Raw genomic sequence first — 14,750 nt, 5'->3', positions numbered from 1 at the left:
GAGAATTTATGGTAGAATTTTAAACTACCGATTGGTATAAACAATCTTAAAGAATAATCACAAAATAAAATATCTATAATTATGACAAGAAAAATACTAATACTATTTATATTGGCCTCTTTGTCAATATATTCTTTTAGCCAAGTATCGTTCGGGAGTCCTTCGAAGTTGAATGACAACTGGCGCTTTACCTTAGACGATCCTCAAAAAGCCGAAATTGCCGACTTCAATGATAGCAAGTGGAAACAGGTGGATCTGCCTCATGACTGGAGCGTTAAAGGACAGTTGAGCCCGACACTGGCAAGTGCCACAGGTTATTTGCCGGGAGGTATCGGATGGTATCGAAAAACTTTAAATATTCCATCCGATAAAGTAGGAGAGAAGGTATATCTTTATTTTGAGGGCGTATATAATAGAAGCGAAGTATTTGTAAATGGTCATTCGTTAGGAAAACGCCCCAACGGATATATTTCGTTTATGTATGATGCAACTCCTTATATCGAATATGGAAAAGACAATGTAATAGCAGTTCGTGTAGACCACAGCCAATCGGCGGACTCCAGATGGTATACGGGTTCGGGTATCTACCGCAATGTATGGTTAATATATTCCAATCCCATTCATATAGCCCAGTGGGGAGTATATGCCTATCCCAAAATATCCACTAAAAAACAATCTGTACTAAGTGTAGAAGTAGAAGTTCAAAATGGATCAAATGCAAATGCAGAATTGGTTATTCAAAACGAACTTTTATCAGCTGATGGAACCGTTGTGGCTAAAGCATCACAGAAAGTTGCTGTTTCGTCTTCTTTGAAAGCAAAAATATCTCAGGAGTTGAAAGTAACAAATGCTCAATTGTGGGGTTTAGATAACCCGTATTTATACCGACTAAAGACAACTTTCTTAAAAGACGGAAAAGTAATAGACCAGACTACTACTAATACGGGTTTCCGTACATATACCTTTGATCCGAATAAAGGTTTTGCCCTCAATGGCGAGTGGATGAAGGTAAAAGGAGTATGTATTCACCATGATGCAGGAGTACTCGGCTCAGCTGTTCCTCGTGAAGTTTGGAAAAGGAGACTCGAAACACTTAAGAGTATTGGGTGCAATGCTATCAGGACAAGCCATAATCCGCAAGCCCCCGATCTATATCAACTGTGTGATGAACTAGGTATGCTGGTAATGAATGAAGCGTATGACGAGTGGGAATTTCCTAAACGCAAATGGTTGACCGGATGGAATCAGGGAACACCCGGTTTTCAAGGGACATTCGATTTCTTTGAAGAATGGGGCGAAAGAGATTTAGCGGATATAGTATGCCGCGACCGTAACCATACTTCTATATTTGCATGGAGCATTGGAAACGAGGTTGACTATCCGAACGACCCTTACTCTCATCCTGTGTTAAACGGATCGAATGTGGACGGATTTACCCAACCCATATTTGGAGGTTACAAGAAAGATGCACCCGACGCCATGCGTTTGGGAGCTATTGCCAAACGTTTAGCAGCCGTTGTAAGAGAGCACGATAAATCACGTCCGGTTACCGCAGGGTTGGCAGGAGTTGCTATGTCGAATGAAACAGAATATCCGGGAGCTTTAGATATTGCAGGATACAATTATACCGAGGGTCGTTATGATACAGATCATAAAAAATATCCTGCCCGCATCATCTTCGGAAGTGAGAACCGCCACGAACTGTCAGCATGGAAAGCAGTGAGGGATAACGATCATATTTTCGGACAATTCCTGTGGACAGGTATCGATTATCTGGGTGAGTCTAACAAATGGCCTTCCAGAGGGTTTTATTCGGGTCTGCTCGATTTTGGAGGATTCATTAAACCAAGAGGTTATTTCCGACAATCTCTGTGGAGCGATAAACCGATGGCATACTTAGGTACATATCCGACTCCGGGCAAAGGAACCAGAAGTCAGATGAAAGATGTATGGTCGCAATTCGATGCAGAAAATGAAGGTGGAAACTATCAGGAAAAGACTCCTTCGATGGATGCATGGCCTATCTGGAATTACACAAAAGGGCAATCGATAAGAGTCGTATGTTATACAAATGCAGCGCAGGCTAAATTATTATTGAACAATAAGACTGTAGGAGATGTTAAAAGGTATGATGACAATACGGGTATCATTTATTGGGATATACCGTATACCGAAGGTAAACTTGAGGTCGTAGGTATGGATAAAGATGAAAAAGAAATTAGTACCTTTGCTATTGAGTCATCAAAACGGTCGTATGCGTTGACTATTCAAGCGGGAGAAACCGTTATCAGTAAGGATAGAGGTTTGTCTCAGGTAGTTATACAGGTTGTTGATGAAAATGGCATACCTGTGTTATTATCGGATGAAGAAGTGACTTGTACTATCGATGGTCCTGCACGTCTGCTCGGATTAGAAGCCAGTAATAATGAGGACATGAGCGATTACACAGATAATGTGCATCGTGTTTATCATGGACGTATATTGGCTTACATTCAGGCAACCGGACAGCAGGGAACTGCCAAAGTGAGGTTTACCTCCCCTTGGCTAAACTCAGCAGAGATTATTATTAACATCAAATAGAGAAAAGAACTATGAAACCTACATTATTTATACTGGCAGCCGGAATGGGTAGCCGATATGGCGGACTAAAACAATTGGATGGTTTGGGTCCTAATGGCGAAACAATTATGGATTATTCCATATACGACGCTTTACAGTCGGGTTTTGGTAAAATTGTATTTGTTATAAGAAAAGCTTTTGAAGAAGAATTCAGAAAAAAGATTCTCTCTAAATACGAAAAATCAGTACCTGTAGAAGTAGTGTTTCAGGAAATAGACGATTTGCCCGAAGGATTTACTCCAAATCCTGAGAGAGAAAAACCATGGGGAACAAATCATGCTCTGCTGATGGGTAAGAATGTCATAAACGAGCCATTCGGGATCATAAATTCCGATGATTTTTATGGCAGAGAAAGCTTCCAGCTTCTGGCAGGACAGCTCAAGAGTATGGAGGGTAAAACCGGTCATTATTGTATGATGGGTTATATGTTAGGCAATACATTGTCTGATAGCGGATCGGTAGCCAGAGGCGTTTGTGAAGTAGACGAAGACAATCTTCTTCTGAAAATAGTGGAACGTACCGAAGTTAAACGAACAGAAGGTACTCCTCAGTTTAAGGATGCGGATGGCATATGGAAAAACCTAACTGATACAACTCCTGTATCGATGAATATGTGGGGATTTACTCCTGACTATTTCGATCTTTCGGAAGAGTATTTCGTGGAATTTCTGAAAGAGAATAAAGATAAGATTAAGGCTGAATTCCTTATTCCGACTTTAATAAATACTCTTGTTGAAAAGAAATTGATCGAGGTGAAATTATTTAATACACCCTCAAAATGGTTTGGTATTACATATGCAAAAGATCGCCCCGAAGCTATTCTGAAGATCAAAGATCTTGTTGCAAGAAATATTTATCCTCAAAAACTGTTTTCTTAATAAGTTGTAGACTTACAGAGATATAAAAAAACAGAAGTAGAAGTTTTTACCTCTACTTCTGTTTTTATTTAGAGAGCAATAGCTTTAGTCTATAGATTATTGCTTTTTTTAAGTATTGTTCTGTTTAATTCATAAAGTAGTAGTTAAATTCCCGATGGATGCCATTTAACCTATCGAGTTTTGCCGGTAATATCGTAAATATCTTTAATCTTATCAAGCTCTCCTTCTAAGTCGAAATTTAAGTCATGCAGTCGGGCATCTTTAATATCGAATACCCAGCCTGCAACTTTAGGATACCCTTTTTGATAATAAGATTTTTGCACTTCTCCCATTTTTATAACGTTGCGGCATTGCTCGTACGTGTTAAGTTCAACAAGGCGTCGATGCCTGACTTCTGTGTCATCAATTGCATCCAGTTCTTTTTTATGTAGGTGATAGACATCGCGTATACTTCGTAACCAAGGATTAAGTATTCCGTAGTCTAAATTTTTCATTGCAGCTTGTATACCCCCGCAACCATAGTGCCCACAAACAATAATATATTTGACGTCGAGGTATTCTACTCCATAGTTGATGACTGAAAGAGCATTCAAATCAGTGGCTATAACCATGTTTGCAATATTACGATGGATGAAAACCTCTCCCGGTTTTAAGCCCATAACTTGATTAGGGTGTACCCTGCTGTCGGAACAACCGATATATAGAAAATCCGGATGTTGGTCTGCTGCTAATAATTCAAATAATCCGGGATTATCTACCTTATTCTTCTCTATCCATTTTCTATTAGATTCAAATATTTTGTCATACTTTGCTTGGTCGGGCATAATTAATGTGTTTTTAATTTATCCGGCAAAGATAATATTTGTTCAATTAACCATCATCTTCTTTATTTCCGGTTCTTCCTTTTTTAACGATAATGACTAATCTTACAAACCTCTCAAATAATCCTCAAAAGAAAAATGCGTGCTAATAAACTAAAGCACGCATTTTACAATACAATATCTGGTATAATTGCAAAAACCAAATCACTATAAAATTAAAACCAAACATACCTAAAAACGCACACGGCATCATATTACTTCCCAAAGATACAACAAAAAGAAACGGTGTTTAAATAGAATTTAAACACCGTTTAATCATATATACCGCCAATAACTATACATCTTTCGATTCTTCAAATACTCGCTATCGCATTGTTTGTTGTATGCCTCACGTTCGAAAGATATATTTCTGTAAGCTTCTTTAGTATTTCGGTATTGAATGAGTCTTATAAGCCATTCTAAGCCATACCATACATAAAAGAATACATATAGTAATTCTTTCATTTGAAGCGTGTGTATAGCTTCGTAAGTGGCTATTTTGACCGATAAAGGGTTATACTCATTACGTGCAAAAACGAACCCGAATACATTTAGTTGACAAATCAACAAACATAGCTCTATAGCCATATATCTTATTGAGAGGATCATTCTATTATAGTACAGCAGGAGCTAATCCGATTGGTGGTGGTTTGATAGGTCCTACAGGATCGGCACCCACATCTGATCTCTGTGTAGGTATTACGATTGTAAAATCGATGAGTGATGGTGACAGGCAGGTTAATTATATCGCTTTGGGAGATAGTATAACTAACGGGCAAGGGGCTGCTATCCCTTACCCAAGGTTATTATCTCTTTCTCTTCGCGGTACATTTACCAATCTGGGTCAAAACGGTTTATCCACAACTGGAACAGGGTCTAATTATTTAGATAGTAAAGTTGCTTTAGTACCTGCCGGGTTCAAAGGTTTAATAACACTTATGATTGGTACAAATGATGCGGGTAATAATCTTACATTGGGAGATGCTGCTGTAACACTTACTAAAGATTTTGCCAATCTGAGTAAGTCGAATTTTGCCGATGCTTTCAGATGGAATCTGGAAACATTAATAACCAAGTGTCCCGATGCTGTTATAGTTGTGGTCTTGTCGATCAAGTTTGCAGATGCAGCGCATGATGCAACTCTTGAAAAGTACAGGGAAGTGCAAAGAATTATATCGAATCACTTTGCGGTTCCTTGTCTTGAGATATACAAGACATGCAAGATCACATTTATTACTTTTCCTACATTAATGGCAGACAACACACACCCTAATGATGCAGGACATGTTGAGATAAACAGGGTATTAAAGCCTCAAATTAATCTACTTCTTTAAGTTAACAGAAGTTAACAGATTTAAAAATTAATCTACTTTTTATAATATGGATGCAATTAAATTATTTCTTATAACCCTTCTAAGTGCTATAGTAGCATTTTTTGAACCGATTAAAAACCCGGTTATTGTTTTATTTTTAGTGTTTGCCGGAGATTTCATCTTTGGGATTATGGTAGACCTGTTTGTCAATGATGATAGGCTAAGAATTAAAAAAGGAATATTCGCTTTAATGTTCTTATTCTTATATATGTCGGTAATTGTGTTGACTTTTCTTATTGGCTTTTTGATGGGAGACCTTGAAGAATCACTATTCATTGTGAAAGCTCTTACATATGTATTCACAGCCGCTTATGTGGCTAATACCCTTAGAAATATATGTCTGTTGTTTCCCAATAACAGGGTATTTGCATTTCTATATCACATATTTGGATTACAAATACTAAAGAAAATGCCATTATTGTATAATTATATTTTTGATAAAAAAGATGATAACAAGTAAACATTTTACAGAAAAAGAATTCCAAAAGTGTACACCTTCCTGTTCATTACAGGATATGGATCAGGGATTCATAAATCAATTGGATGAATTGAGAAAAGAAGCCGGGATTCCTTTAGTTCTGTCATCGGCTTATCGTTCTCCTGCATGGGAGAAGTCGAAAGGTAGAAGCGGAGACGGTGACCACCCTCAAAAAAAGGGGGTTGATATCAGATGCAATACTTCAGCTAACAGATATAAGATCCTGAAAGCTGCCTATAAACTAGGTATTCGCCGTATAGGAATAGCTAAAACGTATATACACATCGGATCAGGTGATAATCTGCCTGATGATGTGGCTTGGATGTATTAATAATTTATATAAAATGAAAACATTAGATGAAAAATCCGCTGAATATTCAGCAAAGCTATGTAACCAAAGTGGTAACTACTCAAAAGGAGAACTTGAAACAGCTTATGTATTGGGTGCAAATGAGAGTAGAGAATTACAATATGGTGAACACGGTACATTTGGTCAGGCTCTGGAGTCTGTAAAGCAAGGAAGACTTGCTACTCGAAAAGGATGGAATGGGAAAGGTATGTTCGTATTTATGAGACCTGCTGATGAATTGCATGTAGGCTTTGTTGCTAAAGATATAAAATCTTTGCCACAAAGAGTAAAGGACTACTTCTATCGGGACTGCGTGGATGAAAAAGGAAATCCGCTTGAATTGAAAAAAGACGATGTTGTTAAATTCACAGCATACCTTTGCATGAAAGCTGCTGATGGTACTATTGTCAACGGTTGGTTAGCCTCTCAAACTGATATGTTAGCAGACGATTGGTTGTTATTTGATTTCTAAGCTATTTTTGTTATTATAACTATTGAAAAAGTGCCTGAGTCGTGAGATTCGGGCACTTTTGTGTTATAAAACACAAGAAAAGATATTAAATTTAATATCAAATACTTTGATGCTGATATTAATATTCGTATCTTTGTAGGGTAATCATTAAGTAATCTTTGACATCATGAAGTATTCAGAACTTGAAAAAAAGTTATCCAAAGCAGGTTGCTACTTCGTTAGACAAGGAAAGAAACATCCTATATGGTATAGTCCGATAACAGAAAAGGAGTTTCAAACAAGCAACCACAAAAGCGAAGAAGTGAAAAAGGGTACATTAAGTAGTATTATTAAGGATTCGGGGATTTAATTATCCCCCATCCTTTAAAAAAAATAAAAAAGATGAAAACAATAGAAGCTATTATTGAAAGAGGATCCGATGGTACATTTGGAATATATTTAGGTGATAACGATCTAAGCTATTCTATTATCGGTGATGGAGAAACTGTTGATGCTGCTTTAACTGATTTCAAAAACTCTTATAGCGAGATGCGAGATCATTATAAGGAGATAGGAAAAGAGTTTGAAGAGGTAGTATTTGAATTTAAATACGATATGTCTTCTTTCTTAGAGTATTATTCAAAAGTATTTTCTTTAGCCGGATTATCTCGTTTAACAGGTGTTAATCAGGGGCAATTAAGTCATTATCTTACAGGACATCGTAAACCCAGTCCTAAAACTGTTTTGAAAATAGAAACATCATTGCATGAATTTGCAAAAGAAATAAGTCAAGTCGAATTTGCTTAATGATTACAGATTAAAATTTTTCGCTTGATTGAAGCCTCTCAGAAATGAGGGGCTTTTTTGTGTCCTTTTTATACGGTCTCATGTCTCCGAATTTTGTATAAAATATACTATTTATGCAGAATTCAAAAAGTATGGATATATCAAAATATATTGAAGAACAAATCAACAATCTGAAAGATATTGAAAGTTCTACATATTTAGTATCAATATTGATTCATTTACAGAGAGCAGAAGCCTATTATATTCAAGGTAAAGATGATGCTCATTATTTTAATGACGTCGTTTATAGGAGTAATCAAGCTTATGAAGGAGCACTTAAAGAATCATTTAAAATATTAGCAGGAAAAACAGAAGATGAAGTAGCTAAAAGTACTCCTAATGAGATTGAGAAATACTTTTCATCCAATAATATTTTTAGGGAGAGAGTCCTCCAATTATTTAAAAACTATCGCCAAGAATGGAGAAATAAATCTACCCACGACTATAAATTGTTATTTGATGAAAGTGAAGCGTTCATAGCATTAACATCTGTTTCAAGCTTTGTTCATCTTTTACTGAAGCAAATACAAGAAAAAGTTGCATACATTATTCAGCAGCAAGTTTTACGAAAGCAAGAGAATTCTTTGTTACTTCATCTTAATTCAATGGTATTATCTTCTGAAATAAGTCAATTAGATAAACTTACTAATATTATAAAAGAATTTGTATTACAAAATTATGAACAAATCTATTCCGAAAAAATTAATGAAATATCTATTATAGGAAAATTATATGCATTCTTAGAATCTATTGACAATATAATTATTCAAAGAGAGCCTGCTATATCTTTTGGTAGCTCAAAAATAAGACCTGATTTCATTATTGAAATAGATGGAAAGAAAATTATTATAGAAATAAAAAGAGGTAATAACATACAAGTTTACACCAAAAATATACAATAAACAAAAAAAATGGGTTCATTTATTGTGAACCCATTTTTATATTCTGCTAATTACCTTATTATAATCTCTTATACGTATTGGTGACTGTCTTTCCATAAGAATTGAATTTGACAACCATCTTATCGTCATTTACCGAGACAATTTCCACTACAAAAGGAATAGGTAAGATTTCCGAGACAAAGGTTAATTCATTACCTTCTAATTTCCATGTGGATTTTGACGTTTCACCATCACAAGCATCATAATCATCTAATGTATGGTCTGCTTTTATCTGCATCCACCCTCTATAATCACATGGTTCATAATCACTAGGATTGGTTACTTCTGTGATTTGCCATTTACCCACTATTTTACTCTCGAATCCATCATTGTTTTTGTCGTCATCGCTACATGACATGAAACAAAGAATTATACCTAATAATAGCACACTTAATTTTCTCATAATTTCTATTTTGATTAAAGTTAGTTCTGTAAGGTTAGTTTAGCACTCAAACATTATTAATATTAGATTTATTGAGAATCCTATAATAGCAGCTTTAACTACACTTTTGGCTTTTTCGGGGTATTCTTCTTTCCATATAAAGTATAGAATTAAACCTAAAATTGGGATTAAGATACAAAGCCCCCACATCCAACAACCCAATCTATCATATTTATTATCTGGTTGTTTGATATAAACGGTTTCTTTAATGATTTCCCTTATTACAGTTTTTGATTCTTCTTGTGGATTCTGGTTTTCGTTTTTCATTCTGTTATAATTTCCCATTTATAGTTAGAACCATCATATGTTACTATTACATCATAAACAAATACTTCTCCATTTTCTTTTGTTGTAAGAGTACCATTATAATAATTCCCTTGTTCATGTACCATTTGAAAATCGATAACCTTAACTCCGTTTATTTGTGCAACTTCAGTAGTGATTTCTTCTTTAATGTGTTGTCTTAATCCTTCGGTGGTTAATTCTTTACAAGAAAACAATAAAAGGGTCATAAGCATTGATATGAAAGATATATGTAGCTTATTCATACTTATTCTTCATTATCAAATAAACCTAAAGCCTTCGCACCCAAAGACAATACTGCTGCTATACCCATAGAAAAGAATATATTTGTTCCTTTGGGATATTGAACACCTATTATCTCAATTAGAATAAATTGTACTGCAACAGTTAATATAAGTATAAGTAATATAGCACCAACTTTTTTGATTCCGCTATTTGTTTTTTGTTTAATCTCTTCACTTCTTTTTCTATATCCACATTGTGGACATGTATTTGCTGTTTCAGAAAATTCTCGTCCGCAATCAGGACATTTGATTAAAGCCATAATTTTTAGATTCTAGTTATTTATGCCTACTCTTTAACAAGGATTTTCAGCTTATCTCCCTTTTCTTTTCCATTATCATGTGTGATAATGATTCTGTAAAAGTAAAAATAAAACTTTGTTATCAAAAATGATAATGAAATTATTTTATGGAAAAATCAGAAGTTTTAAAAAAGATTGGTTCAAAGATTAGTGAACTAAGAGAAAGTAGAAAAATGAGTTTACAAGATTTGTGTGATAAATGTGATTTTGAAAAACCCAATTTAGTAAGGATAGAGAAGGGAAGGAATAATCTAACCATTGGCACATTATTAAAGATATGCCAAGGTTTAGATATAAAGTTGGTTGATATTGTTGATGTCGAATAAATTGTTAAATTTGGGGATTTTCTAGCTTTTTAAAATCATTTAATATGAAAATTCCAGTATTTGCCACAGAAGAAAAGCTTAATGGTTCATACATTGTTATGAAGTATGATATTGTAAAAGGTACTTATATTGAACTCAAAGGTGAGGTATATCTAGCCATTGAAGACGCAAAAAAACGAGCCATAGAGTTAAATGAAGATACAGAACCTATTGAAATTTGAATATTTAATTAGATATAATCATACTACTTAATGTTTCATATATCAATATATGAAACATTTGTTTTGTTAATTATGACATTTGTTTCACATTTTGAACATTGATGTCCTACTTTTTCTGTTTTAATAAAATACTCCATTAATTTATCATCATGATGAATGTAAACTGCATTATCACAGTTTGGACATGTTAATTTAATCTTTTCCATAGTCTTAAGTTTTATTATAAAAATATCATAGCATACAAAATTGTAAAGACTTAATACAAAAATATTCATTTTTCAACACTATAGTTACACTAAATATTTGCTTTGGTGTAATTAATTACTTATATTTGTAATCAAGAAACATCTAAAGTATAACTACTATGTTTGGATTACAATTTGACTCCCTATTTGAACTCATCAGAACCTTCACTGATGAACAAACTTGTATAGAATATTTAGAAGAAATAAGATGGAATGGCAATCCAATTTCACCTTATGACCCTAATTCTAAAGTATACAAGTGTACGGGGAACAGATATAAATGTAAAAACTCTGGTCTATACTTTAATGTGAAAACCAAGACTTTATTTGATAATACTAAAATAGAACTGCAAAAGTGGTTTATGGGTATATGGTTAGTATGTTCTCATAAAAAAGGTATTTCATCTCACCAATTAGCTAAAGATATTGATGTAACCCAAAAAACAGCTTGGTTTATGTTACAAAGAATGAGAAATTGCTTTGATATAGAAAATAATGCTGAATTAGAGGGTGAAGTTGAAGCTGATGAAACTTTTATTGGTGGTAAAAATAAGAATCGCCATGCAAGCAAAAAAGTAGAAAACTCACAAGGTAGAAGTTTTAAAGATAAAACACCTGTTTTAGGTATGGTTGCAAGAAAAGGTAAACTTGTAGCCAAAGTTGTTAAATCAACATCCTCAGAACATCTAACACCTAAGATTCTAAAGACAATAAAAGATACAGCAACGTTATATACTGATGAGTGGTTAGGTTATAATGCAATCAATAAAATTTATAACCATTTGTATGTAAAACATAATGAAAAACAATTTGTAGATGGTAAAGTATATACTAATACCATTGAGGGTTTCTGGAGTATTTTAAAGAGAGGCATAATTGGTATTTATCATTTTGTTTCGAAAAAGCATATGCAATATTATATAGATGAGTTTGCATTTAGATACAATACTCGTAACTTTGAAAGTGAAAGTAGTAGATTTAATCATTTCTTAGCTAATATAGGAAATAAGAGGTTAAAGTATAATGTTTTAATTGCGGACTAATGGATAAATCTTGATAAAATCAATAATATTTGTATATTTACAAGTAAGAATGTATTTATCTATATAGTACTAATTAGATAAAATTTAAAAGTTCCAATAATGAAATCTGAAAAAGATATATTAAAAATAAAGAATACTTTATTATACTTATTGAATAAATATAATAAAGAGATTGATTATATAACTGTTTTTAAGTTGTTATATTTAGCTCAAAAAAAACATCTTAAAATATATGGACTTCCTATATTTAAGGATGATTTTTATGCTTTTAGTGCAGGTCCTGCTCCTAGTATTACATACAATATTTGCAAGATAGTAGATGGTGTAGTAAGCAAAAATTCCAAGATATACAAAGAATTAAAACCTTATTCAGATTTTATTGAAATAATAACTAAGGAAAAAGGAGAAAGAGAAATAAAATATATTAAGACAGATAAAATTGCAGAAACAATTCGCTTATCAAAAAGTAATATAAAAATCTTAGATGAAGTTTATGAACGATATCATAAATATTCACCATCCAAATTATCAACAATTACACATGATTCAGCATGGCATAAAAATTGGGATGAAAATAAACCTGATAAAATCAAAATAATTCCATTATCTGATATTGCTCAAGCCGCAGGAGTTTCAAAAGCTCTATTAGAATACATAACTGACTAATCATGGCTAAAAAAGGGTTACTATTTGATACCTTAGATGAAGAAAGTAAGAAAAAGTTAGGAATAACACAAGAAAGTTTGATTTTCTCTATTGGCAGTGTACATTCTATTAAGATGACAGAAGATGATGGTATAACACTTAAAGAAGAAGATAAAGAAAGAGGGTATAGACCTAAAATGGCTGTAATTATAGCTATAAAAGATGATACATATTATGGTTCAGTTTTAGTTAATTCCAATCCAAATACAAAGTTCATTAAAGAAGAAGATATTAAAAAAGATTTACACCCTATAAGTAAAGATGATTATTCTTTTATAAAAGATGGATACGACCCATCTTTTGTAGATTGCGGAAAACTTTTTTCCTTCACAAAAGAGCGATTGAAAAAGGAAAATAATTTCAAAGGTAATTTATCTCCTACGGATTGTAATGATGTATTAGAAAGAGTGAAAAAATCTGAAAGGATAGAGCCTCTTGATTTAATTGATTTTGGGGTTATAGATATAGACTAATGAATAATAGGATAAAAGATACAGTTAATGTACAAGTAGGTACAATGAGTATCTATTGTTATATTTTGGAAGATGGTAGTAGATTCATTGGAGAAAGGATAAAGATGTATTTTAAAGGTAATCCTAATGTTACTTTAGTACCTCTTTTAGATGACAATAACAATGAAATAAAGACTTACTCATTTATAGATGTAATAGAACATCTTAATTTAAATACCTTACAAATTTTTGCACAGTTTGGTTTGAATGGTTTAATAGATACGACACTTTCTAATCCACCTAAAGAAAAGAAATTGGGTGACTTTGATAAATTAATCAAGAAAGCTTTAGAATATAACCCAAAAGATAGAGAAAAATAGAAGGGATGTTTTTAGCATCCCTTTTTAGTTATCAATTTTAGTGTAAATAGGTATATCATTACCTAAAAAGATATGCAAATTTGGCTATGCGAAAAGATAACATTAATCAAATTATGCAATATATGGAAATATTAAATATAGATGAGGGGATCGTTTTTCATGCAAACTTTGCACTTCCTGAAATGGAAATACAAATTGATACAGAAAACCATAATGTGGCTAAAAGAAAATACCAGATTACAACTATTACTGCTTAATTTTTTCATCTTCTATACAAAATAATATACAAAGAATAAACCATCAAGACCAAGCCTTACGGTTTCAACGAAAATCTTCCAAGCCTACGGCTAGCGTATTTTCGTTGAAAGTCTTGCTTTGTTTATTCTTTCTTTATAAAGGGTGTATATCAGATGTAAAAAGAAGAAAAATATGAACCTTGGGTTACATTTGTCGTTTGTCCTTGAGAAAGGCACTTACCGTCAAGCGATGCACGCCCAGAATCCGCCCGATTGCACTTTTTGAAATCTTCTTATCTAGTAATGCTTTCATTTCGCTTTCTCGCCCCGTTAGCTTTACTGTCTTGGACTTACTTCCAACAGGACGACCAAGAATAACCCCTTCTGCTTTTTTTCGAGCTAAAGCTTCTTTTGTACGTTGTGATATTAAGTTACGTTCAATTTCAGCGGATAACCCAAAAGCAAAAGCTAAGACTTTAGAATTAATATTATTACCGAGTTCATAATTTTCTTTGATAGTAAAGACCATGATGTCCTTCTCCATACATGTATGAAGAATACTCATTATTTGCATTAGATTACGTCCTAATCTCGATAGCTCCGTTACAATAAGAATATCTCCTTTTTGCATTTTTGTAAGCAATGCTCCGAATTTTCGATCTGAAAGATGTTTTGTCGCACTAATTGTCTCTTCTATCCATTCGTCTATAGGCATTTCTTTCAGTTTAGAATAGTTTTCTATTTCGAAGTGTTGATTTTCTGTTGTTTGTTTATCTGAGCTAACTCTGATATATCCGTAAATCATAATTTTAGATTTAATTTATACAATTTTAAATGATAAAATTAGTATAATAAATATAGATAGACATATTATATATACTAAAAATATAGATTTTTATAATACTATTTTATTCGACATTTTTAGAGCGATTATCTTATGCAAAATGCTATAAGTTCCTCATTTGGTGGGGAAAACTCTATTGCTTCTTTTGTAATACTATCTGAAATAGAAAGGTGCA

Annotated in this window: 24 protein-coding genes; 16 read left to right on the top strand and 8 right to left on the bottom strand. The window is 33.2% G+C overall.

Going from position 1 to position 14,750, the window contains the following annotated elements; all coding sequences use genetic code 11:
• Positions 1-81 precede the first annotated feature (81 nt).
• Together CLV62_RS17685 and CLV62_RS17680 are read left to right on the top strand one after the other, a co-directional pair.
• Positions 82-2,580, top strand: a complete 2,499-nt coding sequence (locus CLV62_RS17685; protein WP_110312109.1) for a sugar-binding domain-containing protein — start codon at positions 82-84, stop codon at positions 2,578-2,580.
• A gap of 11 nt (positions 2,581-2,591) precedes the next feature.
• Complete coding sequence (locus tag CLV62_RS17680) at positions 2,592-3,497, top strand: sugar phosphate nucleotidyltransferase (protein ID WP_110312108.1); 906 nt, start codon at positions 2,592-2,594, stop codon at positions 3,495-3,497.
• Between the two features lie 170 nt (positions 3,498-3,667).
• Here CLV62_RS17680 and CLV62_RS17675 read toward each other — a convergent pair whose 3' ends face one another.
• Both CLV62_RS17675 and CLV62_RS17670 read right to left on the bottom strand, forming a co-directional pair.
• The gene (locus CLV62_RS17675) at positions 3,668-4,321 is read right to left on the bottom strand and encodes a carbonic anhydrase (RefSeq protein WP_110312107.1); all 654 of its coding nucleotides are present in this window, start codon (positions 4,319-4,321) and stop codon (positions 3,668-3,670) included.
• A gap of 312 nt (positions 4,322-4,633) precedes the next feature.
• Positions 4,634-4,945 (bottom strand): hypothetical protein, encoded by a 312-nt coding sequence (locus CLV62_RS17670; protein WP_185144277.1) that lies wholly within the window; start codon positions 4,943-4,945, stop codon positions 4,634-4,636.
• Positions 4,946-4,953: 8 nt separating this feature from the next.
• Here CLV62_RS17670 and CLV62_RS17665 point away from each other — a divergent pair, with 8 nt between their 5' ends.
• The 7 genes from CLV62_RS17665 (at position 4,954) to CLV62_RS17635 (ending at position 8,756) form a co-directional block, all read left to right on the top strand.
• Positions 4,954-5,691, top strand: a complete 738-nt coding sequence (locus tag CLV62_RS17665) for an SGNH/GDSL hydrolase family protein (protein ID WP_110312105.1) — start codon at positions 4,954-4,956, stop codon at positions 5,689-5,691.
• 46 nt (positions 5,692-5,737) lie between these two features.
• Positions 5,738-6,190, top strand: a complete 453-nt coding sequence (locus CLV62_RS17660) for a phage holin family protein (RefSeq protein ID WP_110312104.1) — start codon at positions 5,738-5,740, stop codon at positions 6,188-6,190.
• On the top strand, positions 6,177-6,539 hold the full coding sequence (locus tag CLV62_RS17655) for a D-Ala-D-Ala carboxypeptidase family metallohydrolase (RefSeq protein WP_110312103.1): 363 nt from the start codon (positions 6,177-6,179) through the stop codon (positions 6,537-6,539). Before CLV62_RS17660 ends, CLV62_RS17655 begins: the two co-directional genes overlap by 14 nt.
• A gap of 13 nt (positions 6,540-6,552) precedes the next feature.
• Positions 6,553-7,029: a DUF2829 domain-containing protein gene (locus tag CLV62_RS17650; RefSeq protein WP_110312130.1), complete on the top strand. Its 477-nt coding sequence runs from the start codon at positions 6,553-6,555 to the stop codon at positions 7,027-7,029.
• 166 nt (positions 7,030-7,195) lie between these two features.
• Complete coding sequence (locus CLV62_RS17645) at positions 7,196-7,378, top strand: type II toxin-antitoxin system HicA family toxin (protein ID WP_110312102.1); 183 nt, start codon at positions 7,196-7,198, stop codon at positions 7,376-7,378.
• A 32-nt stretch (positions 7,379-7,410) separates the two neighbouring features.
• Positions 7,411-7,815, top strand: a complete 405-nt coding sequence (locus tag CLV62_RS17640; protein ID WP_110312101.1) for a helix-turn-helix domain-containing protein — start codon at positions 7,411-7,413, stop codon at positions 7,813-7,815.
• Positions 7,816-7,928: 113 nt separating this feature from the next.
• Positions 7,929-8,756, top strand: a complete 828-nt coding sequence (locus tag CLV62_RS17635) for a hypothetical protein (protein ID WP_110312100.1) — start codon at positions 7,929-7,931, stop codon at positions 8,754-8,756.
• A 58-nt stretch (positions 8,757-8,814) separates the two neighbouring features.
• On the opposite strand, the gene CLV62_RS17630 is transcribed toward CLV62_RS17635, so the two are convergent.
• Genes CLV62_RS17630 through CLV62_RS17615 form a run of 4 tightly spaced genes read right to left on the bottom strand, consistent with a single transcriptional unit; the run spans position 8,815 to position 10,084 of the window.
• Positions 8,815-9,198, bottom strand: coding sequence for a lipocalin-like domain-containing protein (locus CLV62_RS17630; protein WP_110312099.1), 384 nt, complete (start codon positions 9,196-9,198; stop codon positions 8,815-8,817).
• Between the two features lie 39 nt (positions 9,199-9,237).
• Positions 9,238-9,504, bottom strand: coding sequence for a hypothetical protein (locus tag CLV62_RS17625; protein ID WP_110312098.1), 267 nt, complete (start codon positions 9,502-9,504; stop codon positions 9,238-9,240).
• Positions 9,501-9,785 (bottom strand): hypothetical protein, encoded by a 285-nt coding sequence (locus CLV62_RS17620; protein WP_146212781.1) that lies wholly within the window; start codon positions 9,783-9,785, stop codon positions 9,501-9,503. The genes CLV62_RS17625 and CLV62_RS17620 overlap by 4 nt, the downstream gene beginning before the upstream one ends.
• A 2-nt stretch (positions 9,786-9,787) precedes the next feature.
• Positions 9,788-10,084 carry a zinc-ribbon domain-containing protein gene (locus CLV62_RS17615; RefSeq protein ID WP_110312096.1) on the bottom strand — a complete coding sequence of 99 codons (297 nt, stop codon included), beginning with the start codon at positions 10,082-10,084 and terminating at the stop codon, positions 9,788-9,790.
• A 146-nt stretch (positions 10,085-10,230) separates the two neighbouring features.
• Here CLV62_RS17615 and CLV62_RS17610 point away from each other — a divergent pair, with 146 nt between their 5' ends.
• A complete protein-coding gene (locus CLV62_RS17610; RefSeq protein ID WP_110312095.1) occupies positions 10,231-10,449 on the top strand; it encodes a helix-turn-helix domain-containing protein in 219 nt (72 codons plus the stop codon).
• A 44-nt stretch (positions 10,450-10,493) separates the two neighbouring features.
• Positions 10,494-10,670 (top strand): hypothetical protein, encoded by a 177-nt coding sequence (locus CLV62_RS21780; RefSeq protein ID WP_170120091.1) that lies wholly within the window; start codon positions 10,494-10,496, stop codon positions 10,668-10,670.
• 35 nt (positions 10,671-10,705) lie between these two features.
• On the opposite strand, the gene CLV62_RS21775 is transcribed toward CLV62_RS21780, so the two are convergent.
• A complete protein-coding gene (locus tag CLV62_RS21775) occupies positions 10,706-10,876 on the bottom strand; it encodes a hypothetical protein (protein ID WP_170120090.1) in 171 nt (56 codons plus the stop codon).
• A 158-nt stretch (positions 10,877-11,034) separates the two neighbouring features.
• Here CLV62_RS21775 and CLV62_RS17600 point away from each other — a divergent pair, with 158 nt between their 5' ends.
• From CLV62_RS17600 to CLV62_RS22185, 5 genes are all read left to right on the top strand, one after another.
• Positions 11,035-11,958, top strand: coding sequence for an IS1595 family transposase (locus tag CLV62_RS17600; protein ID WP_110312093.1), 924 nt, complete (start codon positions 11,035-11,037; stop codon positions 11,956-11,958).
• Positions 11,959-12,057: 99 nt separating this feature from the next.
• Positions 12,058-12,624, top strand: a complete 567-nt coding sequence (locus CLV62_RS17595) for a Panacea domain-containing protein (protein WP_110312092.1) — start codon at positions 12,058-12,060, stop codon at positions 12,622-12,624.
• Between the two features lie 2 nt (positions 12,625-12,626).
• Complete coding sequence (locus CLV62_RS17590; protein WP_110312091.1) at positions 12,627-13,136, top strand: hypothetical protein; 510 nt, start codon at positions 12,627-12,629, stop codon at positions 13,134-13,136.
• Positions 13,136-13,495: a hypothetical protein gene (locus CLV62_RS17585; RefSeq protein ID WP_110312090.1), complete on the top strand. Its 360-nt coding sequence runs from the start codon at positions 13,136-13,138 to the stop codon at positions 13,493-13,495. The genes CLV62_RS17590 and CLV62_RS17585 overlap by 1 nt, the downstream gene beginning before the upstream one ends.
• A gap of 122 nt (positions 13,496-13,617) precedes the next feature.
• Positions 13,618-13,752 carry a hypothetical protein gene (locus CLV62_RS22185; protein ID WP_262509962.1) on the top strand — a complete coding sequence of 45 codons (135 nt, stop codon included), beginning with the start codon at positions 13,618-13,620 and terminating at the stop codon, positions 13,750-13,752.
• 184 nt (positions 13,753-13,936) lie between these two features.
• Here CLV62_RS22185 and CLV62_RS17580 read toward each other — a convergent pair whose 3' ends face one another.
• Positions 13,937-14,536, bottom strand: a complete 600-nt coding sequence (locus CLV62_RS17580) for a master DNA invertase Mpi family serine-type recombinase (RefSeq protein ID WP_110312089.1) — start codon at positions 14,534-14,536, stop codon at positions 13,937-13,939.
• Positions 14,537-14,750: the final 214 nt, after the last annotated feature.

The sequence above is a fragment of the Indolivaga alginatilytica genome (genome assembly GCF_003201355.1).
GTDB lineage: Bacteria > Bacteroidota > Bacteroidia > Bacteroidales > Dysgonomonadaceae > Dysgonomonas_A > Dysgonomonas_A alginatilytica.
Note: the sequence above shows the minus strand (reverse complement) of the source record. Positions and strands in the feature narration are given on the sequence as shown.